The organism is Rhodopseudomonas palustris (assembly GCF_003226555.1).
GTDB classification, from domain to species: Bacteria; Pseudomonadota; Alphaproteobacteria; order Rhizobiales; family Xanthobacteraceae; genus Rhodopseudomonas; species Rhodopseudomonas palustris_I.
Genome location: NZ_QKQS01000038.1, coordinates 276,195 through 296,624, shown reverse-complemented (window position 1 = coordinate 296,624; position 20,430 = coordinate 276,195). Strand labels below are relative to the sequence as shown.

General features: G+C 64.3%; 20 protein-coding genes. 3 read left to right on the top strand and 17 right to left on the bottom strand.

Features of this window, described 5'->3' with window-relative positions:
- Positions 1-232: 232 nt before the first annotated feature.
- The 3 genes from DNX69_RS25210 to DNX69_RS25200 are packed head-to-tail and all read right to left on the bottom strand — an operon-like array spanning position 233 to position 3,541.
- Positions 233-1,513, bottom strand: a complete 1,281-nt coding sequence (locus DNX69_RS25210; protein WP_110788743.1) for an ABC transporter substrate-binding protein — start codon at positions 1,511-1,513, stop codon at positions 233-235.
- A gap of 56 nt (positions 1,514-1,569) precedes the next feature.
- Positions 1,570-2,643 carry a branched-chain amino acid ABC transporter permease gene (locus tag DNX69_RS25205; RefSeq protein ID WP_110788742.1) on the bottom strand — a complete coding sequence of 358 codons (1,074 nt, stop codon included), beginning with the start codon at positions 2,641-2,643 and terminating at the stop codon, positions 1,570-1,572.
- A 4-nt stretch (positions 2,644-2,647) separates the two neighbouring features.
- Positions 2,648-3,541 (bottom strand): branched-chain amino acid ABC transporter permease, encoded by an 894-nt coding sequence (locus DNX69_RS25200; protein ID WP_110788741.1) that lies wholly within the window; start codon positions 3,539-3,541, stop codon positions 2,648-2,650.
- Between the two features lie 80 nt (positions 3,542-3,621).
- On the opposite strand from DNX69_RS25200, the gene DNX69_RS25195 reads away from it, so the two are divergent.
- Positions 3,622-3,987 carry an endonuclease domain-containing protein gene (locus DNX69_RS25195; protein WP_110788781.1) on the top strand — a complete coding sequence of 122 codons (366 nt, stop codon included), beginning with the start codon at positions 3,622-3,624 and terminating at the stop codon, positions 3,985-3,987.
- A gap of 203 nt (positions 3,988-4,190) precedes the next feature.
- Here DNX69_RS25195 and DNX69_RS25190 read toward each other — a convergent pair whose 3' ends face one another.
- The 12 genes from DNX69_RS25190 to DNX69_RS25135 all read right to left on the bottom strand — a co-directional run bounded on the left by DNX69_RS25190 (position 4,191) and on the right by DNX69_RS25135 (position 17,002).
- Positions 4,191-6,122: a long-chain fatty acid--CoA ligase gene (locus DNX69_RS25190; RefSeq protein ID WP_110788740.1), complete on the bottom strand. Its 1,932-nt coding sequence runs from the start codon at positions 6,120-6,122 to the stop codon at positions 4,191-4,193.
- Entirely contained in the window at positions 6,119-6,937 is an 819-nt protein-coding gene (locus DNX69_RS25185; RefSeq protein ID WP_110788739.1) for an ABC transporter ATP-binding protein, read from the bottom strand. The genes DNX69_RS25190 and DNX69_RS25185 overlap by 4 nt, the downstream gene beginning before the upstream one ends.
- Before the next feature lie 282 nt (positions 6,938-7,219).
- The gene (locus DNX69_RS25180) at positions 7,220-9,040 is read right to left on the bottom strand and encodes a glycosyltransferase family 39 protein (RefSeq protein WP_234827073.1); all 1,821 of its coding nucleotides are present in this window, start codon (positions 9,038-9,040) and stop codon (positions 7,220-7,222) included.
- 208 nt (positions 9,041-9,248) lie between these two features.
- Positions 9,249-9,851 (bottom strand): hypothetical protein, encoded by a 603-nt coding sequence (locus DNX69_RS25175; protein WP_110788738.1) that lies wholly within the window; start codon positions 9,849-9,851, stop codon positions 9,249-9,251.
- 105 nt (positions 9,852-9,956) lie between these two features.
- On the bottom strand, positions 9,957-10,370 hold the full coding sequence (locus tag DNX69_RS25170; protein WP_110788737.1) for a carboxymuconolactone decarboxylase family protein: 414 nt from the start codon (positions 10,368-10,370) through the stop codon (positions 9,957-9,959).
- Entirely contained in the window at positions 10,303-10,737 is a 435-nt protein-coding gene (locus tag DNX69_RS25165; RefSeq protein ID WP_110788736.1) for a MerR family transcriptional regulator, read from the bottom strand. The genes DNX69_RS25170 and DNX69_RS25165 overlap by 68 nt, the downstream gene beginning before the upstream one ends.
- Before the next feature lie 102 nt (positions 10,738-10,839).
- The gene (locus tag DNX69_RS25160) at positions 10,840-11,535 is read right to left on the bottom strand and encodes an ABC transporter ATP-binding protein (RefSeq protein ID WP_110788779.1); all 696 of its coding nucleotides are present in this window, start codon (positions 11,533-11,535) and stop codon (positions 10,840-10,842) included.
- A 2-nt stretch (positions 11,536-11,537) separates the two neighbouring features.
- Positions 11,538-12,287, bottom strand: coding sequence for an ABC transporter ATP-binding protein (locus DNX69_RS25155; RefSeq protein WP_110788735.1), 750 nt, complete (start codon positions 12,285-12,287; stop codon positions 11,538-11,540).
- Positions 12,284-13,585 (bottom strand): branched-chain amino acid ABC transporter permease, encoded by a 1,302-nt coding sequence (locus DNX69_RS25150; protein ID WP_110788734.1) that lies wholly within the window; start codon positions 13,583-13,585, stop codon positions 12,284-12,286. Before DNX69_RS25150 ends, DNX69_RS25155 begins: the two co-directional genes overlap by 4 nt.
- Complete coding sequence (locus DNX69_RS25145; protein WP_110788733.1) at positions 13,582-14,529, bottom strand: branched-chain amino acid ABC transporter permease; 948 nt, start codon at positions 14,527-14,529, stop codon at positions 13,582-13,584. Before DNX69_RS25145 ends, DNX69_RS25150 begins: the two co-directional genes overlap by 4 nt.
- A gap of 131 nt (positions 14,530-14,660) precedes the next feature.
- Positions 14,661-15,893, bottom strand: coding sequence for a branched-chain amino acid ABC transporter substrate-binding protein (locus DNX69_RS25140; RefSeq protein ID WP_110788732.1), 1,233 nt, complete (start codon positions 15,891-15,893; stop codon positions 14,661-14,663).
- 263 nt (positions 15,894-16,156) lie between these two features.
- A complete protein-coding gene (locus tag DNX69_RS25135) occupies positions 16,157-17,002 on the bottom strand; it encodes a uroporphyrinogen-III synthase (RefSeq protein ID WP_110788731.1) in 846 nt (281 codons plus the stop codon).
- A gap of 133 nt (positions 17,003-17,135) precedes the next feature.
- Between DNX69_RS25135 and purU the strand changes: the two genes are divergently transcribed.
- Positions 17,136-17,999, top strand: a complete 864-nt coding sequence (gene purU / locus DNX69_RS25130; RefSeq protein WP_110788778.1) for a formyltetrahydrofolate deformylase — start codon at positions 17,136-17,138, stop codon at positions 17,997-17,999.
- A gap of 3 nt (positions 18,000-18,002) precedes the next feature.
- Here purU and DNX69_RS25125 read toward each other — a convergent pair whose 3' ends face one another.
- Complete coding sequence (locus DNX69_RS25125; RefSeq protein WP_110788730.1) at positions 18,003-18,590, bottom strand: DUF2939 domain-containing protein; 588 nt, start codon at positions 18,588-18,590, stop codon at positions 18,003-18,005.
- Between the two features lie 52 nt (positions 18,591-18,642).
- Positions 18,643-18,939 carry a hypothetical protein gene (locus DNX69_RS25120; RefSeq protein ID WP_110788729.1) on the bottom strand — a complete coding sequence of 99 codons (297 nt, stop codon included), beginning with the start codon at positions 18,937-18,939 and terminating at the stop codon, positions 18,643-18,645.
- Positions 18,940-19,184: 245 nt separating this feature from the next.
- Here DNX69_RS25120 and DNX69_RS25115 point away from each other — a divergent pair, with 245 nt between their 5' ends.
- On the top strand, positions 19,185-20,363 hold the full coding sequence (locus DNX69_RS25115) for an ABC transporter substrate-binding protein (RefSeq protein ID WP_110788728.1): 1,179 nt from the start codon (positions 19,185-19,187) through the stop codon (positions 20,361-20,363).
- Positions 20,364-20,430: the final 67 nt, after the last annotated feature.

Below are 20,430 nucleotides of genomic sequence, written 5' to 3'. Positions count from 1 at the left end.
TCGAATGCGCTGAACCTGGTAGTGGGGGCATTCCGCCCCCACCCACCGCCGTCATTGCCCGCGTATACGGGTGATCCAGTATTCCAGTGCACCAGACCTCGATCGCGACGCCGCGGCGTACTGGATCCCCGCCTGCGCGGGGATGACGGTCTTTGGAGCGGAAGCGCCGCGGCTCAAAGCGGATGCGGCGCCTCCAATCGCCCGCGGCTGAGGGCAGCCGCGCCGTTTCAGCTCACCACCCGGCCCATTCCGGCTTGCGCGGCAGGTCGATGGTCTTGACCTTCTCCAGCTTGATGGTGCCCTTGGCGATCAGGTCCTTGAGGTCGCCGTCGGTCGGGCCGGAGACCTTCGCGCGGTACAGGTCGATCTTCATGGTGCCGCGGTGGTCCTTGGCGGTCCAGGTCGACGGGTTGCAGACGCCATCCATCCCGGCCGGCACCCAGTCCTTCTTCTGATAGAAGCCCTTGGCGGCGTTCTCGCCGGTTGCGCCGCCGTTCTTGGCGGCCCATTCGATCGCCTCTTTCATATACAGTGCCGAGCACACGCCGGCGACGTAATGCACCGGCCGATAGGCGGTGCCGGCCGGATCGGACATCTTGGAGATCGCCTCGACGGTCTTCATGCCGGGCGCGTTGCCGCCCCAGGCCACCGCAGTGCGCAGCGGGAAGATCACGCCGTCGGCGGCATCGCCGGCGGTCTTGGCGGCGTTCTCGTCCATGCCCCAGACGTTACTCATGAACTGGACGTCGACCCCTGCCGCCTTGCAGGCCTTCATGACCGAGATGTTGGAGGCGGCGGTGTTGCCGAGATAGGCGTAGTTGGCGCCGGAGCTCTTCAGCGACAGGCACTGCGCGCTGTAGTCGCCCGGCGACAGCGCGAACACCAAGGGCGGCAGCACCTCGAAGCCGAGCTCCTTGGCCATCGCCTCACCCGCTGCCTTCGGGGCGTTGGGGTAGGGATGGTTGGCGCCCATGTGGACGAATTTCGGCTTGCCGGGCTTGCCCTTAGCCTTCCAGTCTTCCGCCGCCCACATCAGTTCGGCGCGCACCGCATCCGAATAGGACGGGCCGTAGAAGAAATTGTAGGGCGCCGGCTTGGCCTTGCCACTGGTGCCTTCCGGATCGGTCAGCGCCGCGGCGTAGGAGCCGGAGATGTCTGGGATCTTGTCGTTGGCGAGGAAGCCGGTCAGCGCCTCGGTGTCGGCGGTGCCCCAGCCCATGATCGCCGCGACCTTGTCGCCGCTCGACCATTTCTTGTACAGCGCGATCGCGCGCGGCACCTGGTAGCCGTAGTCGTTGGTGTCGACATTGAGCTGCTTGCCGGCGACCCCGCCGTTCTTGTTGACCCAGGCGAAGGTGTCGGCGACGGCGTGGCCATAGGGCGTGCCGACGTCCGAGGTTCCGCCCGAATAGTCGGCAAGATGGCCGATCGCGATCTGCGCCTGCGCCGTGGCGGAAGCCGCGGCCATCACCAAGGTCAGCGACGCCGTGCTCAAAAGGGATTTCAGTGTCATGGGTCGTCCTCCGATCATGTTGGTCGAGGTTTTATTGTTGCTCCCCTGCGCCAACCTCAATGCGAGAAGGGGTAGAGTTTCCAGTACGCCTTGATCTGCCGCCAGCGATGCGCCAGCCCGTCGGGCTCGAACACCAGGAAGGCGATAATGATCAGGCCGATCGCGATCTCGCGCAGGAAGGTCAGGTTGTTGTTGAGCGCCAGCGCGCGGTCGATCGCGCCGCCCTTCAGCGCCTCGCTCAGCCATTCCATCACCTCCGGCAGCAGCACCACGAAGGCGGTGCCCATCAGCGTGCCAGAGATCGAGCCGATGCCGCCGATGATGATCATCGCCAAGAACAGGATCGAGCGCTCGATGCCGAAGCCCTCGTTGGAGACGACGAGCTGATAATGCCCGTACAGCGCGCCGGCGATCCCGGCGAAGAAGGCCGCCAGCCCGAACGACAGCGTGCGGTATTTGGTGAGGTTGATGCCCATGATCTCGGCGGAGAGATAATGGTCGCGCACCGCCACCAGCGCCCGGCCGTCGCGCGTCCGCATCAGATTTGTGACCAGGATGTAGCTGACCAGCACATAGGCGAGCACGACGTAGAAATACTGCTTGTCGCCCTGCAGCACCCAGCCGAACAGCGAGAACGGATTGGCCATCGCCGGCACCGAACCACCGGAGAACCATTCGGCGCGCGAGAAGAAGTCGATCAGGATGTACTGCGCCGCCAGCGTGGCGATCACGAGATACAGTCCCTTCAGCCGCGCGGCCGGCAGGCCGAACACCAGCCCGACCAGCGCCGCGACGATGCCGGCGAGCGGGATCGCGAACGCCACCGGAATCGGAAAGTGGTTGTTGAGATAGGCCGAGGTATAGGCGCCGAGCAGGAAGAACGCGGCATGGCCGATCGAGATCTGGCCGGTGAAGCCGACCAGGATGTTCAGTCCGAGCGCGGCGATGCCGAAGATCCCGATCTGGATCAGGATGCTGAGCCAATAGCTCGACAGCACGAACGGTGCGAAGCACACCAGCACGATGCCGAGGATCGCCGCATTGCGGCTGGTCCGGGTCGGGAAGATCGTGGTGTCGGCGGCGTAGGAGGTGCGGAAATCGCCGGCGGGGATCAGGGATGCATTGGCCATGGGGTCAGATACGCTCGATGTCCTTGGTGCCGAACAGGCCGTAGGGCTTGATCATCAGGATGATGATCAGCACGTAGAACGGCGCGATTTCGTAGAGATTGCCCCAGTGCAGATATTCGCTGTCGATGTACTGGGCGATGTTCTCGAGAAGGCCGATGATGATGCCGCCGAGCACGGCGCCGCCGATCGAGTCGAGGCCGCCGAGGATCGCGGCCGGAAACACCTTGATTCCGTAGGCGGACAGGCCCGAGGATACGCCGTTGACCACGGCGACGACGACGCCGGCGACCGCCGACACCGTCGCCGAGATCGCCCAGGCCATCGCGAACACGCTCTTCACCGAGATGCCCAGCGATTGCGCGACCTGCTGGTTGAACGCGGTGGCGCGCATGGCGAGGCCGTATTTCGACACTTTGAAGAACCACGCCATCCCGATCATCATCGCGACCGAAACCACCAGGCTCATCACATAGACGGTCTGGATCTGCAGGCTGCCGATCGTGACCGATTGGGTGGCGAACACCTGCGGGAACGGCTGCGGGCTGACACCGAAGATCCACTTCAGCGCCGCCTGGAACACGGTCGACAGCGCGATCGTCACCATGATCACCGAGATGATCGGTTCGCCGATCATCGGCCGCAGCACCACGATCTGCACCGCGATGCCGAACACGAACATGAACACCAGCGTCAGCGGCATGCCGAGCCAGAACGGAACTTGGTATTTGGCGAGCAGCGCCCAGCACACCCAGGCGCCGATCAGCAAAAGCTCGCCTTGCGCGAAATTGACGACCTGGGTCGCCTTGTAGATCAGCACGAAACTCATCGCGACCACGCCGTACAGCGTGCCGACGACGAGACCGTTGACCAGAAGCTGGATCAGGAGCGTGGAGTTCATGCGACGGCCACGGCGTGGTAGCCTCTCCGCGCTTGCGGGGAGAGGTCGGCGCAAAGTGCCGGGTGAGGGGGCGTCTCGACATGCGCGAGGCGAGAGAGCTTCAAACGCGACGAGCCAGGCGGTTGCGTCAGAATGCGACCGACGCGGAGAATGCGTTGTGGCAGCGGCTGCGATCCCGATCGTTGCTCGGCTTCAAATTTGTGCGGCAGGAGCCGATCGGACCCTACACGGTCGATTTCTTGTGCCGGGAGCGCCGTTTGATTGTGGAGGTCGACGGCGGGCAGCATGCGGACAGTCCGCGAGATTTGGTGCGCGACGTGTGGCTGCGCGCGCACAATTATCGGATCGTGCGGTTCTGGAATAATGACGTCCTCGGCAACATTGAAGGTGTCTTGGAGAGCCTCGCCGCCGCGCTCGTGGAGGCGCCCCCTCACCCGGATCGCTGACGCGATCCGACCTCTCCCCGCAAGCGGGGAGAGGTTAGGGCGCCGTTCGCTCGGCTGTTTCGGCATTTCGGCGCACGCGGTGCACCTCTCCCCGCGCGCGGGGAGAGGTCGGATCATCGCAACGCGATGACCCGGGTGAGGGGGCACCTCAACGCGGCCGAGCCTTGCCGAACGGTTATGATGCTTGGAGGTAAGCAAATAGCTCATTCCGCCGCCTCCGCATGGGCGTGGCCGCCGCCGAGGTCCACCACCTTCAGCGTCGTTCTGATCCGCTGCGTCGTGCCGTCCTGGAATTGGATGGTGGTGTCGACCGGGATGTCGCGCTGGCCGCCGTAGATGCCGTCGATGATGTCGGCGTATTTGTCGTTGATGACGCTGCGGCGGACTTTTCGGGTCCGGGTCAGTTCGCCATCGTCGGCGTCGAGCTCCTTGTACAGCAGCAGGAAGCGGGCGATCCGTTGCGCCGGTGGCAGCGTGGCGTTGACGCTCTCGACCTCGCGGCGCAGCAGTTCGTAGACTTCGGGACGCGAGGCGAGGTCCGAATAGGTGGTGAAGGAGATCCGCTTCCTCTCTGCCCATTTCGAGATGATCGAGTAGCGGATGCAGATCATGGCCGCGAGCATGTCGCGGCCGGCGCCGAGGATCACCGCTTCGGCGACGTAAGGCGAAAATTTCAGCTTGTTCTCGATGTATTGCGGCGAGAACCGCTCGCCGTGCGACAGTTCGGCGAGGTCCTTGATGCGGTCGATGATGACGAGCTGGCCGCTCGCGTTGAAATAGCCGGCGTCGCCGGATTGCATCCAGCCGTCCTTGATATCGGCGGTCGAGGCCTCCGGGTTCTTGTAGTAGCCGAGGAACATGTTGGGGTGGCGGACCACGACCTCCCCGATGCCCTGGACGTCCGGGTTCTCGATCTTGATCTCGATTTCCGCGCCCATCGGCACGCCGGTGGTGTCGGGATCGACCGCGTCCGGCTGGTGCAGCGTGTAGGCGCCGAGCAGTTCGGTCTGGCCGTACAGCGTACGTAGCGGCACGCCCATGGCGCGGAAGAATCGGAATGTATCCGGCCCGAGCGCGGCGCCGCCGGTTGCCGCCGAGCGCAGCCGGGTGAAGCCGAGCCGGTCGCGCAGCGCGCGGAACAGCAGGACATCGGCGACGGTCGAATGCTGGCCGCGGTCGAGCGCCGCCAGGCCGGCCTTCATGCCGGTCTCGTACAGCCGCTGCTTCAGCGGCGAGGCGTCCATCACCCGGGCCCGGACGTCGGCCGCGATGCCTTCCCAGACCCGCGGCGCGAACAGCACGAAGGTCGGCGCGATCTCGCGGAAGTCGTTCATCATGGTGTCGGGCTCTTCGACGAAGTTGACCTTCATCCGGCACAGCAGCCCTTTGCCGAGCGCGTAGACCTGCTCCATGATCCACGGCAGCGGCAGCACCGAAACGTATTCGTCTTCCGGCCCCTTTGGGTCGAACGACAGATAGGTCGCGCAATGCTTCAGCACCCGGCCCGCCGCCAGCATCGCCAGCTTGGGATGCGCGGTGGTGCCCGAGGTGCTGCACAGGATCGCGACGTCCTCACCCTGGGTGGCGTCGACCAGCCGGTCGTACAGCCCGGGCTCGCGCCCGGCCCGGTCGCGGCCCAGCTCGGCGAGCTTGTCGGCCGGCAGCAGCCGCGGATCGTCGTATTTGCGCATCCCGCGCGGATCGGAAAAGACGATGTGCTTCAGGTGCGGCACGCGCTCGGCGAGCACGAGCAATTTGTCGACCTGTTCCTCGTCCTCGGCGAACACCAGCCTGGCCTCGCCGTAGCTCAGCAGATACTCGGCTTCCTCGTCGAGCACATCGCGATACAGGCCGAGACTCATCGCGCCGGCCGCGTGGGCGGCGATCTCGGCCGCGACCCAGTCGGGACGATTGTCGCCGATGATGCCGATCACGTCACCGCGGCCGAGGCCGAGCTCGACCATGCCGAGTGCGAAATCGTGGACGCGGGCCTGATAGTCGGCCCAGGTGAACACGCGCCACAGCCCGAGATCCTTTTCGCGCAGCGCGATCTGGTCGCCGAATTCCTTCGCATTGAGCCGCAGCAGCTTCGGAAACGTGTCGGCTGCCGCGACGCGGCCGGCATAGTCCATCATGCCACGCGCTCCGAAGCCGCCGGCGCATCGTCCGGATCGACCAGCACCTCGTCCTCTTCGCCGAGATAAGCGCGCCGGACGTGGGGATCGGCCAGCACCTCGGCCGGGTCGCCCTCGGCGATCTTGCGGCCGAAATCCAGCACCACCACGCGGTTGGAAATGTCCATCACCACGCCCATGTCGTGCTCGATCATCACCACCGTCATGCCGAATTCTTCGTTGAGATCGACGATGTAGCGGGCCATGTCCTCCTTCTCTTCGAAGTTCATGCCGGCCATCGGCTCGTCGAGCAGGATTAGCTTGGGCTCCAGCGCCATCGCGCGGGCGAGTTCGACGCGCTTGCGCAGACCGTAGGACAGCGTACCGGCGGTCGCCTTCCGCACCGACTGCAGGTCGAGAAAGTCGATGATCTCCTCGACCTTCTGGCGGTGCTCCAGCTCCTCGCGCCGGGCGCCGAACCAGTACAGCGCGCCGGTGAGAAAGTTGTTCTTCAGGAGGTGATGGCGGCCGACCATGATGTTGTCGAGCACGCTCATGTGGTGAAACAGCGCGAGATTCTGGAAGGTGCGGCCGATGCCGAGCGAGGCGCGGGCATTCGGCTTCAGCCCGGTAATGTCGCGTCCGCCAAACAGCAACTGGCCCTCGCTCGGCTGGTAGCGGCCGGAGATGCAGTTGACCACGGAGGTCTTGCCGGCGCCGTTCGGGCCGATGATCGAAAACAGCTCGCCGTCGTTCACGGCAAAGCTCACCTCGCTCAGCGCGCGGACGCCGCCAAAGCGCAAGGAGACATTGCGCACTTCCAATGCGTGTTCCAAGCCCGATTTCCTCCCCGGCATCTGCCGGCGCGTTGTTCGCGCCTGGACCTGATGCCGCAGCGTTCTTTGGGGCTCGCCTTGTTGTCAGGCGATGCCGTCGCTCAGCTAAGCCTATTCTGGCGATCAGACCAACGATATTCGACTATTTGAGTTTTGGAAGAGAGACTCGACGCAAGCCTCAGACAAAGCCGGCTATCGTTACCAGCGTTGCTGCCGAATCGCCGCATGAGCGACCGGATGTCGCATCGGTTCGCTGCCTGTTGCGATGCAGCAGGCCCGAGACTAACGGCGGCGCCAGATCGTTGCAGTCGCGTCGCCGATCGGAAGTGCGTAGCTGTTGCCGCGAACGTAGCGGGTCTGGTCGGCCATGGCGTCGATGATGCCGACCATCTTGGCATGAACCCAGCCGAACGCAGGGCTCTCGTCTCGGCTGTGGGGGGCATCGATCGTCACGATGATGTCGGCGGTCGAATGCTCGATCCGGTCGGCCATCAGCGCCCGCGCCGCCTCGCGCGAGGGAACGCCAGCGATGAACGGGTCGCCGACGATGGTGCGGCAGCGGCAGCGTGCGCGGATGACCCAGGCGAACAGCTTGCTCATGCCAAAAGTGGTGAACATCGCGATCTCATGCGCGCCGTCGAGCTCCGCCAGATAAGGGCGGATCAGCTCGAGATCGCTCGGGCCGGAGGCGTCCTGCAGGGCGTAGATCGCGGCCGCTTTCGGCGTCGGCGAGGCCAGGTTGACGGCGAGCAGCGCCGCAGCCAGCGTGGCGGCCACCGCGCCGCGCCAGAGCGGTGACAGCCAGGCACGGGTCATTGAGAGCAGTACGCCAGCGCCGGCACCGGCGCAGATCCACACCGCGAACACCCAGGTCGACATGAACCGGCCCTGGTGCTGCGGATGTATGATCACGCCGATCCAAGCCAGCAGTGCGAAAAGGAAGACGGCCCGGGCGCCGGGCGTCAGCTTCGGGATCGCGATCACGCCGATCAATGCCAGCGCGATGGCGATCGGCGCGAGCCACGGCGCCTGATGGAAGCCATCGGCAAACACGGTCCAATAGAATTGGCCTCCCTTGATCAGGCTGTAATTGGGGTCGACGTTGTTGGCCGGGCCGACGAACCACAGAAATTTCGATAGCCGATGCGGCAGCAGAAACGAGATCGCGACCGGTGTCAGGTGCCAATACAGGAGTGCCCGTCCGGCGGTACCGAGGGTGCGGTCGATCGCGGTGCGGTGCCGGAGCCAGGTGAAGGTCCACCACAGGAAAGCCAGGGCGTAGGCGGCGGTGGTCAGGTTCTCCGGCGGATACAGCGACACCGAGCGGCCGAACAGCTCCAGCGCCATTGGCCCCTGCGCGTAGATTGCCGCTACCAAGCTGGTCACCAAGGCAGCGAGAAGGAGGAGCGGCGAGCCGACAGTCGCTTTGAGCACCGTCCTCGCGTCTGTTGCCGTCCAGATCGTCCGCGCCACCGTCGCGAGCTCCAGCCAATGGCTGGTGGCGTAGGCGACCGCTAGCGGCGCGATCAACAGTCCCCAATAGTTGCCCTTGTGAAAGAACAGGATGGTCAGGATCAGGGCCAGCAGCCGCCAGCGCCGGGGCGAATCCGGCCTAGCCTCGGCATGTAGATAGGCCCACAGTCCGGCCGCCGACAGTCCGGCACCGAGCCCTTCCAGCATCACGTCGGTGCTGATCAGGCGGAAGGTCGGGCTTGCGGCGGTGAAGATCACGGCGACCGTTGCGGCGAACAGGCCGCTTTGGCGGTCGACGAACAGCCGGCGCGCGATCAGCCAGGCGAACGCGATCGTCATCACCCAGCCGATCAGGCTGGGAACGACGCCAAGGCGATGATCGATGCCGCCAAGCAGCAGTACAGCGCTCAGCACCACGCCGTGGAACGGCGGCCAGACCTTGGCCTTTTCGAGCTCGCCGAAGAACCATCCCGGATCGAGGTCGCGGGCCGCCAGCGCCAGATCGAGCCCGAAGCTGTAGTGCGAGCTGCGGTCGTGGTGAAAACCTCGCCACAACAGATCGGGCGCGTGATAGTAGGTCGCATACATTGTCCCGGCGATGCCGATCGCCGCGGCGAGCGTGATTAGCAACGCGGTGATCTCGGGCCAACTCCGAGAAGTGCCGATTGCCGCACGCGGCAGTTCTGCCGGTGCAAAGGCCGCTCCGTTGTCCTGCCGCCCAATATCGACCATCGAGAGCCCTAGCGATGGCGCCGCCGCTGCCATGCGGCGACTGCAATCACCTGATATCACGCCTGAGGCGGCCGTGATAAGGCGGGAGCGTTTCTCGAATTCTCTGTTAGTGTCGGGATAATGGTGCGCTGGATGAGTGACCGGTCGGTTCTGTGAATAGCCGCGAGAACACCATCCCGACGAAGATCGAGATCATCGCGGCGCTGAACGCGTTCATCGACAGCAGCCCAGCGTATTCGGCCGGTTGATAGCTGTGCGGCGGCGGCTCGTAGCGATTGTGCAGGAATAGGTAGGCAGCGACCGGCAGGCCGGCCAGCGGGAGCATCAACAGCCGCTCGCTCGGCCGGAACAGGACGCTGGCGAGCATCGCGCAGGGTAGCAGAAACAATTCGACACCGGCGGGCACGCCGAGCAGCCAAGTACAGAAGATGGTATTTCCAGTCGCGACCAAGGACAACGTCACCCGTCCGAGTCGCGAATGCACTCGTGCCAAGGTCGGCACCGCGAGAAACAGCGGGAACGACAGCAGCGTCAGCAGCAGCCACGGCATGCCGCCGGTGCCGGCGACGAAGGCGACGTACAGCGGATAGAACGGTCCGTTGCCGGCCAGCACCAGCGCCACGAGATTACCGGCGGCGGCAAGCGGATCGGAATTGTCGGCGTAGGCGCGAAACCAGTCGGCGGCGCGCATCAGGGCAGGTGGCAGCATCAGGCTCACGATCGCTCAACGAGTGAACCGAAATGGTAGCCCGGAAACCATCCGTCAGGGAAGTGTCACACGCGAGCGTGACCACCGGCGTCGTCATCCTCGGCTTCAGTCATGCTCCTGTTCTGCCGCAGCGCGACTCGCGAACACCTCCTTGGCTGCGAACAATCCGTTCAGCGCTGCGGGGAAGCCGGCATAGACCGCCATCTGCATGATGATTTCGACAACCTCGTCGGAGCTGAGTCCGACGTTCAGTCCGGCCTCGATATGAACCTTGAGCTGCGGCGTGGCATTACCCATCGCCGTGAGGGCGGCGATGGTCGCGATCTCCCGTGCGCGCAGGTCGAGGCTAGGGCGGCTGTAGATGTCGCCGAACGGAAACTCGATCAGATAGCGGGCGAAATCCGGCGCGATGTCGGCCAGCGAATCGACGACCTTGTGGCCGGCGGCTCCGTCAATCGCCGCGAGCGCGCGCAGGCCGCGCTCGTATCTTTCGTTCTGGTCGGTTGTGAGTTGCGTCATCGTCCGTCTCCACCTCGCTGGCGCCGGCGGCATAGCCGGCGATCTTGGTGTCGAGGACGGTCAGGCAGGCCTGAAGTTCAGCGACATCCGCCTGCACCTTGTCGCGGTGCTGCTGCAGCAGGACGCGACGGGCGTCCTCTGTTGCGGCTCCGCGTGCGCGCAGTTTGGCGTAAGCCAGCATGTCCCGGATCGGCATCCCGGTGGTCTTGAGACGACTGAGAAACGCGATCCAGGTCAGGATCGACGCATCGTAGTCACGCTGGCCGGAAGAATCGCGAGAGGCGCGGGGCAACAGCCCGATCCGCTCGTAGTAGCGCAGCGTGTGAGCCGTCAGTCCGGTTCGCCTGGCGAGGTCGCCGATCTTCATGGTCTGCTCTGTCCGTCACGACGCCCTGTTGCTACAGGTTAGAGCACGCTCTAAGTCAAGCGCCAATCTCGCGCGGGCGCAGACGGTGTCGGGGCCGTCGCCTCAGACCTCCAGCCACTCCTTGCGGACGGCGGCGTTGGCTTTCAGATCGTCAGGGCTACCTTCGAACACGATCTTGCCGTGGCCCATCACATAGACCCGGTGCGAGATTCGCATCGCGATCGACAGCTTCTGCTCGACCAACAGGATGGCGACGCCGCGGCGGGCGATTTCGGCGATCAAGTCACCGACCTGCTGGACGATGATCGGCGCCAGCCCTTCGGTAGGCTCGTCGATCATCACCAGTTCGGGATCGCCCATCAGCGTCCGGCAGATCGTCAGCATCTGTTTCTCGCCGCCGGACAGCACGCCTGCCGGGGTATCGGCGCGTTCTTTCAGATTGGAGAACATGTCGAGCATGTCCTCCAGTCGCCATTTGCCGGGATTGCGCGGGTTCTTGACGCCGAGCATCAGGTTCTGGCGGACCGTCAGTCCTGGGAAGATGTCGCGATGCTCGGGCACATATCCGAGGCCGAGATGCGCGATCTTGTAGCTCGGCAGTCCGGCGATGTTTTTACCCTTGAACAGGATGTGGCCGTGCGGCGGCACCTCACCCATGATCGCCTTGACGGTGGTAGAGCGGCCAACACCGTTGCGACCGAGCAGGCTGACCACCTCGCCGGCGTCGATGTGCATATCGACGCCTTGCAGGATATGGCTCTTGCCGTAATAGGCGTGGAGATCCTTGACCTCGAGCATCATCAGGCCGCTTCCTCGCCCAGATAGGCTTCCTTGACCTTCGGATTGCCGCGGATTTCGTCCGGCGTGCCCGAAGCGATGATCTGGCCGTAAACCAGCACCGAGATCCGGTCGGCGAGGCCGAACACCACGCTCATGTCGTGCTCGACGATCAGCAGCGTCCGGCCTTCGGTGAGGCGGCGGATCAGCGTCACGGCGCGTTCGGTCTCGGCGTTGCTCATACCGGCGGTCGGCTCGTCGAGCAGGATGACGTTGGCGCCACCCGCGATGGTGATGCCGATCTCGAGCGCGCGCTGCTCGGCGTAGGTGAGCAGACCCGCGGGCACGTCTCGGCGTGAGGTGAGGTGGATGTCCTCGAGAATTTGCGCGGTCCGCTCGCGCACCACCGGCAGGTTATCGACATTCTTCCAGAAGGCGTAGCGGTGCCCGGTCGCCCACAGCACGGCGCAGCGGAGATTCTCCCACACCGTCATGTTGGCGAACACGTTGGTCACCTGGAACGAGCGCGACAGCCCGCGGCGGTTGATCTGGAAAGGCTTCATCCCGGCGATCTCTTCGCCGCGCAGCAGGATGCTGCCGGTGGTCGGACGCATATAGCCGCTGATCAGGTTGAAGGTGGTCGACTTGCCGGCGCCGTTGGGGCCGATCAGCGCATGGCGTTCGCCCTGCGCGATCGTCAAGTTGATGTTCTGGATGACCTTGGTGACGCCGAAGCTCTTTTCGACGCCGCGGAGTTCGATCGCGGTGCTCATAGGGCGTGAACCTTGGCGCGGGCGGCGGTGAGGGTGATGTCCCAGGTCTCGCCGACCCGGCTCCAGGCCCGCCGCGCAAGAAGAAAACCGCCGACGATCAGCACCGCGGACACGACCCAGGTCACCGGGCTTGCTGCGTCGAACGGGATGCCGAACGCCTGGATGTGCGGATCCTCGTTCGGATTGACGGTGTAATGCACGATGGTCTCGATCATCAGCATCAAGCCGACGCACAGCGCCAGGGTCGGCAGCGCGGCGATCGCGTAGCTCGGCAGCATACGGGTCAGCATGCCGGCGCGGATCAGCGGCCGGTGCATCATCAACAGACCGGTGATGCCGCCGGGCGCGAACAGCACCACGGCGATGAAAAACAGGCCGAAATACAGCTGCCAGACCTGGGTGAGGTCGGACAGGCCGAGCGACAGGATGGTGACGAAGATCGCACCGACGATCGGACCGATGAAGAAGCCGATGCCGCCGATATAGGCCGCAAACAGCACGGTGCCGGACTGCACCGCGCCGAGATAGGCCGAATTGGCGATCTCGAAATTGATCGCGGCCAGCGCACCGGCGACGCCGGCGAAGAAGCCGGAGAAGCAGAATGCCAGATAGCGCACCACGTGCGGATCGTAGCCGACGAACTGCACCCGCTCGGGGTTGTCGCGCACCGCGTTGCACATCCGGCCCAGCGGGGTGCGGGTCAGCGCGTACATCGCGATGATCGCGATCAAGGTCCAGGCGGCGATCAGATAATAGATCTGGATCTGCGGGCCGAACGACAGTCCGAACACCTTGAACAGCTTGGTGCGGTTGGCCGAGATGCCGGCTTCACCCCCGAAGAAGCTGCGCAGGATCAGCGCCGAGGAGGCAACCAGTTCGGCGAGGCCGAGCGAGATCATCGCGAACGCGGTTCCTGATCGCTGCGTCATCACCCAGCCGATCAGCGCGGCGAAAAACAACCCCGCCACGCCGCCGATCAGCGGCATCAGCGGCAGCGGAATCGGCCATTTGTGGAAGCCGACGATGTTGATGGCGTGGATCGCGAGGAAGCCGCCGAGGCCGTAATACACCGCGTGACCGAACGACAGCATGCCGGTCTGGCCGAGCAGGATGTTGTACGACAGCGCGAAGATGATCGAGATGCCGACCAGGCTGAAGGTCGTCATCGAGCCGCCGGAGGAGAACACCTTCGGCAACAGCAGCAGCACCAGCGCGGTGAGGATCCAGATCCCGTAGAATTTTACGCGGTCGGACAGCGTCGGCCGGGGCGGCGCGACGCTGGAGGCGAGGTCGGTCATGTTTCGCGGGTTCCCAACAGCCCCATCGGTCGGAAGATCAGAATGAGTACGAGCAGTAGATACGGCATGATCGGCGCGATCTGCGCGACCGTGACGTTCCAGATGTCGTTGAGCCAGGTGGTCGCCAGGTCAGGGCCCAGCGGGCCAAACAGTGACGCTGGCGAAGCGTTGATCGAGACGGCGAAGGTCTGCAACAGGCCGATCAGCAGCGACGCGAGGAACGCGCCGGACAGCGAGCCGAGCCCGCCGACCACGACCACGACGAACAGGATCGGGCCGAGCAGCGCCGCCATGTTGGACTGCGTCACCAGCGACGGACCGGCGATCACGCCGGCGACGGCGGCGAGCGCGGTGCCGACCCCGAAAACCAGCATGAAGATGCGTTCGACGTTGTGACCGAGATGGCCGACCATGTGCGGGTGGGTCAGTGCAGCCTGAACGATCAGGCCGATCCGGGTCTTCTTCAGCGCCAGCAGCAGCCCGATGAAGATGACGACCGACACCGCCAGCATGAACATCTTGTAGGCCGGATAGTTGGTCGAGAAGATCGTGAATGCCGGGAAGTCCAGAATGTCGGGCTGGCGATAGTCGACCGGGACCTTGCCCCAGATGATGCCGACGATTTCCTCGATCGCGAAGGCGAGGCCGAAGGTGAACAACAGCTCGGCGACATGGCCGTTCTTGTGGACGCGGCGCAGACCGAAGCGCTCGACCGCGGCGCCGATCGCGCCGGCGAGCAGCGGGGCGATCAGCAGCGCGGGCCAGAACCCGAACCAGTGACTGATCTGAAATCCGAAGAAGGCCCCCAGCATATAGAAGCTGGCATGGGCGAAGTTCAGCACCCCGAGCATGCTGAAGATCACCGTCAGGCCGCTCGCCATAAGGAACAGCAGCATGCCGTACAGGACGCCGTTGAGAGTTGAGATGACGATCAGCTCGAGCATGATGGGATTGGGCTGCCTGACGATATGAGGTCGTCATGGCCGGGCGTGTCCCGGCCATCCACGGTTGTTGTGTCGTTTCGCTGGAGACGGTGATGCCCGGCACGAGGCCGGGCATCACGTCGGATTCAAAGTTACGGCCGGTCCATCTTGCAGGTGGTCGGCACGATGGTCTGCTGGGTGTCGACCTTTGCGACCTGGGTCCAGCCCCAGCCGGTGTTCTCTTCGTCGAACTGGCCCGGCTTGATCTCGCCGAACGAGGAAATGTAGATCGGCTGGAAGAACTGATGGTCGTCGGCGCGCATGAAGCCTTCACCGCCGTCCAGCACCTCGAACTTCATGCCCTCGAGCGCCTTGCCGACCTTGACCGGGTCGAGCGACTTGGCCTTCTCGGCGGCGGCAGCGAACATCCGCATTTCGTTGACGGCGCGCGGATACCAAAGGCTCAAGCCGACCTTGGCCCGGAACGCCTTCTCGTAGTCCTGAGACGCCTTGTGGTCGACGTTGGCGAAGCCCTCTGTGATCTGGAACACCTTGTGGTCGAGGCCGGCCTGCTTGATCGCGGTCGGGCCGCCGGCGCCGCCGGCATAATAGGTGTACCAGTTGACCTTGAGGCCGGCGTCGGCGGCCGCCTTCAGCAGCAGCGCGATGTCCTGGCCCCAGTTGCCAGTCACCACCGAGTCGGCGCCGGACGCCTTGATCTTGGCGATATAGGGCGCGAAGTCGGTGATCTTCAGCAGCGGATGCAGCTCGTCGCCGACGATCTGAATATCCGGGCGCTTCTTCGCCAGCATCGCCCGCGCGGTGGAACGCACCGATTGACCGAAAGAATAGTCCTGATTGATCAGGTACACTTTCTTGATCGCAGGCGTGTCCTTCATGTAGTTGGTCAGCGCCTCCATCTTGATGTCGGAGTTCGCGTCCCAGCGGAAGTGCCAGAAGCTGCACTTTTCATTGGTGAGCACCGGATCGACCGCGGCATAGTTGAAGTACAGCACTTCCTTGCCGGGATTGCGCTCGTTGTATTTGGTGAGGAAGTCCGACAGCGCGCCCGCGACCGAGGAGCCGTTGCCCTGGGTGACGTAGCGGACGCCGGCGTCGATCGCCTTTTGTGCCTGGATCAGACTTTCCTGTGGGTTGGTCTTATTGTCGAGCGGGACGATCTCCACCTTCTTGCCGAGGATGCCGCCCTTGGCGTTGAGCTCGTCGGCCAGATATTGGAACGTCTTCAGACCGCCTTCGCCGACGCTGGCACCACCGCCGGACAAGGGATCGATGTAGCCGAGCTTGACGGTCTCTTGTGCGACCGCCACTGAGCCGAGCATCGGCATTGCGATGGCAACGGCCGCGAGCAGAATTTTCCGCATATATCAGTCCTCCCTGAAACGTGTTCGTTTGATCGTTGATCCGGTGTTAGCGCAGATCAGTCATGCGTTTCAACCGCCGTCTGATGGTAAGTGGAAATAAGTAGAATGTTATGAGTGACAAAAAGCGGAGGGACCTGTGATCGGTAGCTCATTGCCGAGGATTGCGCCGTGCCGTCCGAAAGATGGACGAAGCGCCCGCTCAAATTCCGTCGAATGGAACTGCTCAATGTCGAGGCGCTGCGGTCTGGCAGGAAGCCCGCGCATCATTGGGCATCGGCACCATGGGGGCGACGGCTGCCGAGTGCGACGATCATCGCGTTGATCAGCGGCTTCATGAAGAACGCCTCGTTGGGGGGCGTGATCGCCGGCGTGAAGCCGCGGGCAGCGAGTTCCTCGCTCACCACCGGCCCCACCGAGGCGATCGGCGTGACGCGCAGCGCTTCATGCAAGCGCTCCTCGCAATGGTGTGCCTTGGCGACATCGAACAATCTCCGCACCTGCCCGGAACTGGTCAGTGCCAGCACGTCGACGCGGCCCAGCGCCATCTCGTTGATCGCCGTCACCACCGTGTCCTCGGCGGCGCGGGCGTCGTAGGCATAAGGCAGAACGGCCTCGACTATGGCGCCCTGGCCCGCGATCGCGCCGAGCAGTCCGGCGTGATCGCGTTCCGGATAGAGCTGCACGCCGACGCGACGGCCGGCGAGCTCGTAGCGTTTCAGCGTGGCGGCGACGCCGTCCGAGGTCGGTGCTTCGGCCGTCACCTGCGGCTCGAGCCCGATCTCGCGTAAGGCCCGGCCGGGCTTCGGACCGCGGATGAAAGTCCGTGCCCGGCCTACGGAGGTTATGAAAGCTTGCTCGCGGCCGGTGGTGCGAGCGAGCTTGGTCAGCCGCCGCAGCCCTTCGCCGGTGAGCAGCACGAGGTCGTCGAATGGCTCGGCGATCAGCCGGTCGATCCAGGCCAAGACCGGCGCCGGATCCGGCGCGTCGCAGATCTGGAACATCGGGCATTGCAGGACATCGGCGCCCTGGTCGGCCAGCAGCCGGGCGAATTGGGCCTCTTCGCGGGTCTCCAGGATCAAAATACGGTTGCCTTGGAGCCGTCCGGCCATTGAATTGCTCGTCCTTCGCCCTTTGTCGAAGCATCTTGCGCCGGCCAGCGGGATTGGCGCAAGCGATGCGGCGGTGCTACAGCAGGGCACCGCAACGAGTTCCAGCGCCTGCGGCGCTGCTACCAAAATCGCCATGCCCCATCATCAATATGTCCTGACCCTGTCCTGCCCGGATCGCGCCGGCATCGTGTCCGCCGTGAGCACGTTCCTGTTCGAGAACGGGCAGAACATCCTCGACGCGCAGCAATACAACGATACCGAGAGTGGCCACTTCTTCATGCGGGTGGTGTTCAACGCCGCCGACAAGGTGATTCCGCTGGCGGCGCTGCGCACTGGTTTCGGCGTGATCGCGGCGAAGTTCACGATGGGCTGGCACATGCGCGACCGCGAGACCCGGCGCAAAGTGATGCTGCTGGTGTCGCAGTCCGACCATTGCCTGGCCGACATCCTGTATCGCTGGCGGGTCGGCGACCTGCACATGATCCCGACCGCGATCGTCTCCAACCACCCGCGCGAGACTTTCAGCGGGTTCGATTTCGGTGAGATCCCATTCTACCATTTCCCGGTCAACAAGGAGACGAGGCGTCAGCAGGAGGCGGCGATCACCGCGCTGGTCGCGCAGACCCACACCGATCTGGTGGTGCTGGCGCGTTACATGCAGATCCTGTCGGACGAGATGTCAGCGCGGCTCGCCGGCCGCTGCATCAACATTCATCACTCGTTCCTGCCGGGCTTCAAGGGTGCGAAGCCGTACCACCAGGCGTTCGATCGAGGTGTCAAGCTGATCGGCGCCACCGCGCATTACGTCACCAGCGCGCTCGACGAGGGCCCGATCATCGATCAGGACGTTGAACGCATCAGCCATCGCGACACGCCGGCCGATCTGGTGCGCAAGGGCCGCGATATCGAACGCCGGGTGCTGTCCCGGGCGCTGCATTATCACCTCGACGACCGGGTCATCCTCAATGGCCGCAAGACGGTGGTGTTTACCGATTGAGGCCTATTTCGCCGGCAGCGTAGCTGCGAGCTCGCGAGCGACGCGGTTCGGTAGCACCAGACCGGCGAGCTTCCAGCCCGAACCGGCGAAGTGCAGCCTGATTTCGCTGTAGGCATCGTCCTCGGTGGTGTCGCTGATCCTGACTGCGAATTCGACCGGCTCGACGAAGCGGAACCGGTTGAGCGTCGCCAGCACGTTCCTCGTGTCGATATCGCCGAGCTGAGGCAGGCCCGCGATCGGCGGCAGATCCTGGACGCCCTGGAGCTTCCCGGTCTTGAGCAGCTTTGTCAGGTTGTCCGGCGTCATCATCTTGGCGATCATCGCGTCGGCGAGGCCGAGGCCGGCGGCGCGCACCAGCATGCGCTCCGTGGCGCGCACCTCGCGGGTCTGTCCGATCCGGTCGAGATAGGCCGCGACGATCTGATCGGCCAAAGACTGCGTCAGCGATTTGACGTCGGTGCGGGCGATCACTGCGGCGCCGTCGCCGTTCCGCACCGCATCGGCGAGGCCGCCGAGCGACACCAACGCAGAGCCGAGATAGAGTCCGAGCAGAATGACGAGCGCGGCGAGGCCGCCGAAAAACCAGCGCATGGTGTCCAGACTCCGGGATGCGGGAGGAGCGGACGACCGCTGGCGTTCGTCCTTACCGGGCGGACGCGCCCGGTGCCGGGCGCCCGGATTCGGCTGCCTTTGCCGCTTCGAGTCGTTCCCGCTCGGCCGCCGGCATCTTCCGGAGCCGCTCCTGCTCCTGCATATAGGCGTCGTACTTGGCGGTACCAGGGCGCGGTGGCGCGTCCGGCGGCAGTCCGCCGGCCCACTGCGGCACATAATCTGCCATGCCGGTGGTCAATGCGCTGTTGATGCTGCCGCAGCCTGTCAGCGTGCTCAACATCACGATAGCGCCGACAACGCGCAGTCCACTCGGCAACCCAATTCGCATCGACACTCTCGACCTCGCTTGTCGCCGGCTGCAAGGCGCCGACGCATCTGTTTACCGCGTCTGCCCGATCGGTCCAAACCGTCGCCTGTTATCGGATAGCGGCATACCTGTTATTGCGCCATCATTTTAGTTTCCATGGCAATGATAAGGCGCGAGGGACAGCGCTGCGCGATGTCGGCTATGGTGGACGGATAAAGCCTCGAAAAAGAGGCGAGAAACAAAACTCAGAGGAAAAGGAAACATCCATGCGGATAGGCAGACGAACGCTGTTGCAGGCCGCCTGCATCGCTCTGGCAGGCGCCGCGCCGATCGCGGTGGCGCACGCCGAGGACACCGTGAAGATCGGCCTGATCGTGCCGATGACCAGCGGCCAAGCTTCGACCGGCAAGCAGATCGACAATGCCGTCAAGCTTTACATGAAACAGCACGGCGACACCGTCGCCGGCAAGAAGATCGAAGTCATCCTGAAGGACGACGCCGCGGTGCCGGACAACACCAAGCGGCTCGCCCAGGAATTGATCGTCAACGACAAGGTCAACATCATCGCCGGCTTCGGCATCACGCCTGCGGCGCTCGCTGCCGCTCCGCTGGCGACGCAGGCCAAGGTACCGGAAGTGGTGATGGCGGCCGGCACCTCGATTATCACCGAGCGCTCGCCCTACATCGTCCGCACCTCGTTCACGCTGCCGCAATCCTCCACCGTGATCGGCGACTGGGCGGCGAAGAACGGCATCAAGAAGGTGGTGACGCTGACCTCCGACTACGCGCCCGGCAACGACGCGCTGAAGGCGTTCAAGGAGCACTTCACGGCCGGCGGCGGCCAGATCGTCGAAGAGGTCAAGGTGCCGCTGGCGAATCCGGACTTCGCCCCGTTCCTGCAGCGCGCCAAGGACGCCAAGCCGGATGCGATGTTCGTGTTCGTGCCGGCCGGGCAGGGCGGCAACTTCATGAAGCAGTTCGCCGAGCGCGGCCTCGACAAGTCGGGCATCAAAGTGATCGGCCCCGGCGACGTGATGGACGACGATCTGTTGAACAGCATGGGCGATGCCGCGATCGGCGTGGTCACCGCGCACATCTATTCGGCGGCGCATCCGTCGGAGCTGAACAAGAAATTCGTCGAAGCCTATAAGAAGGACTACGGCCAGCGGCCGGGCTTCATGGCGGTCGGCGGCTACGACGGCATGCAATTGATCTACGAAGCGCTGAAGAAGACCGGTGGCAAGGCCGACGGCGATTCGCTTGTAGCGGCGATGAAGGGCATGGCCTGGGAAAGCCCGCGCGGCCCGATCTCGATCGATCCCGACACCCGCGACATCGTCCAGAATGTCTACATCCGCAAGGTCGAGAAGGTCGACGGCGAGCTCTACAACGTCGAGTTCGACAAGGTCGACGCGGTGAAGGACCCGGGCAAGACGAAGAAGTAGGCGACTGCGCGCTCCGATTTGGCTTTCGTCATTCCGGGGCGCGCGCAGCGCGAGCCCGGAATCCATG

Coding starts and splice junctions, on each gene's coding strand:
- DNX69_RS25210 (WP_110788743.1), bottom strand. CDS start 1,513: ATGACACTGAAATCCCTTTTGAGCACGGCGTCGCTGACCTTGGTGATG.
- DNX69_RS25205 (WP_110788742.1), bottom strand. CDS start 2,643: ATGGCCAATGCATCCCTGATCCCCGCCGGCGATTTCCGCACCTCCTAC.
- DNX69_RS25200 (WP_110788741.1), bottom strand. CDS start 3,541: ATGAACTCCACGCTCCTGATCCAGCTTCTGGTCAACGGTCTCGTCGTC.
- DNX69_RS25195 (WP_110788781.1), top strand. CDS start 3,622: ATGCGCGAGGCGAGAGAGCTTCAAACGCGACGAGCCAGGCGGTTGCGT.
- DNX69_RS25190 (WP_110788740.1), bottom strand. CDS start 6,122: ATGATGGACTATGCCGGCCGCGTCGCGGCAGCCGACACGTTTCCGAAG.
- DNX69_RS25175 (WP_110788738.1), bottom strand. CDS start 9,851: ATGCTGCCACCTGCCCTGATGCGCGCCGCCGACTGGTTTCGCGCCTAC.
- DNX69_RS25170 (WP_110788737.1), bottom strand. CDS start 10,370: ATGACGCAACTCACAACCGACCAGAACGAAAGATACGAGCGCGGCCTG.
- DNX69_RS25165 (WP_110788736.1), bottom strand. CDS start 10,737: ATGAAGATCGGCGACCTCGCCAGGCGAACCGGACTGACGGCTCACACG.
- DNX69_RS25160 (WP_110788779.1), bottom strand. CDS start 11,535: ATGCTCGAGGTCAAGGATCTCCACGCCTATTACGGCAAGAGCCATATC.
- DNX69_RS25155 (WP_110788735.1), bottom strand. CDS start 12,287: ATGAGCACCGCGATCGAACTCCGCGGCGTCGAAAAGAGCTTCGGCGTC.
- DNX69_RS25150 (WP_110788734.1), bottom strand. CDS start 13,585: ATGACCGACCTCGCCTCCAGCGTCGCGCCGCCCCGGCCGACGCTGTCC.
- DNX69_RS25145 (WP_110788733.1), bottom strand. CDS start 14,529: ATGCTCGAGCTGATCGTCATCTCAACTCTCAACGGCGTCCTGTACGGC.
- DNX69_RS25140 (WP_110788732.1), bottom strand. CDS start 15,893: ATGCGGAAAATTCTGCTCGCGGCCGTTGCCATCGCAATGCCGATGCTC.
- DNX69_RS25135 (WP_110788731.1), bottom strand. CDS start 17,002: ATGGCCGGACGGCTCCAAGGCAACCGTATTTTGATCCTGGAGACCCGC.
- purU (WP_110788778.1), top strand. CDS start 17,136: ATGCCCCATCATCAATATGTCCTGACCCTGTCCTGCCCGGATCGCGCC.
- DNX69_RS25125 (WP_110788730.1), bottom strand. CDS start 18,590: ATGCGCTGGTTTTTCGGCGGCCTCGCCGCGCTCGTCATTCTGCTCGGA.
- DNX69_RS25120 (WP_110788729.1), bottom strand. CDS start 18,939: ATGCGAATTGGGTTGCCGAGTGGACTGCGCGTTGTCGGCGCTATCGTG.
- DNX69_RS25115 (WP_110788728.1), top strand. CDS start 19,185: ATGCGGATAGGCAGACGAACGCTGTTGCAGGCCGCCTGCATCGCTCTG.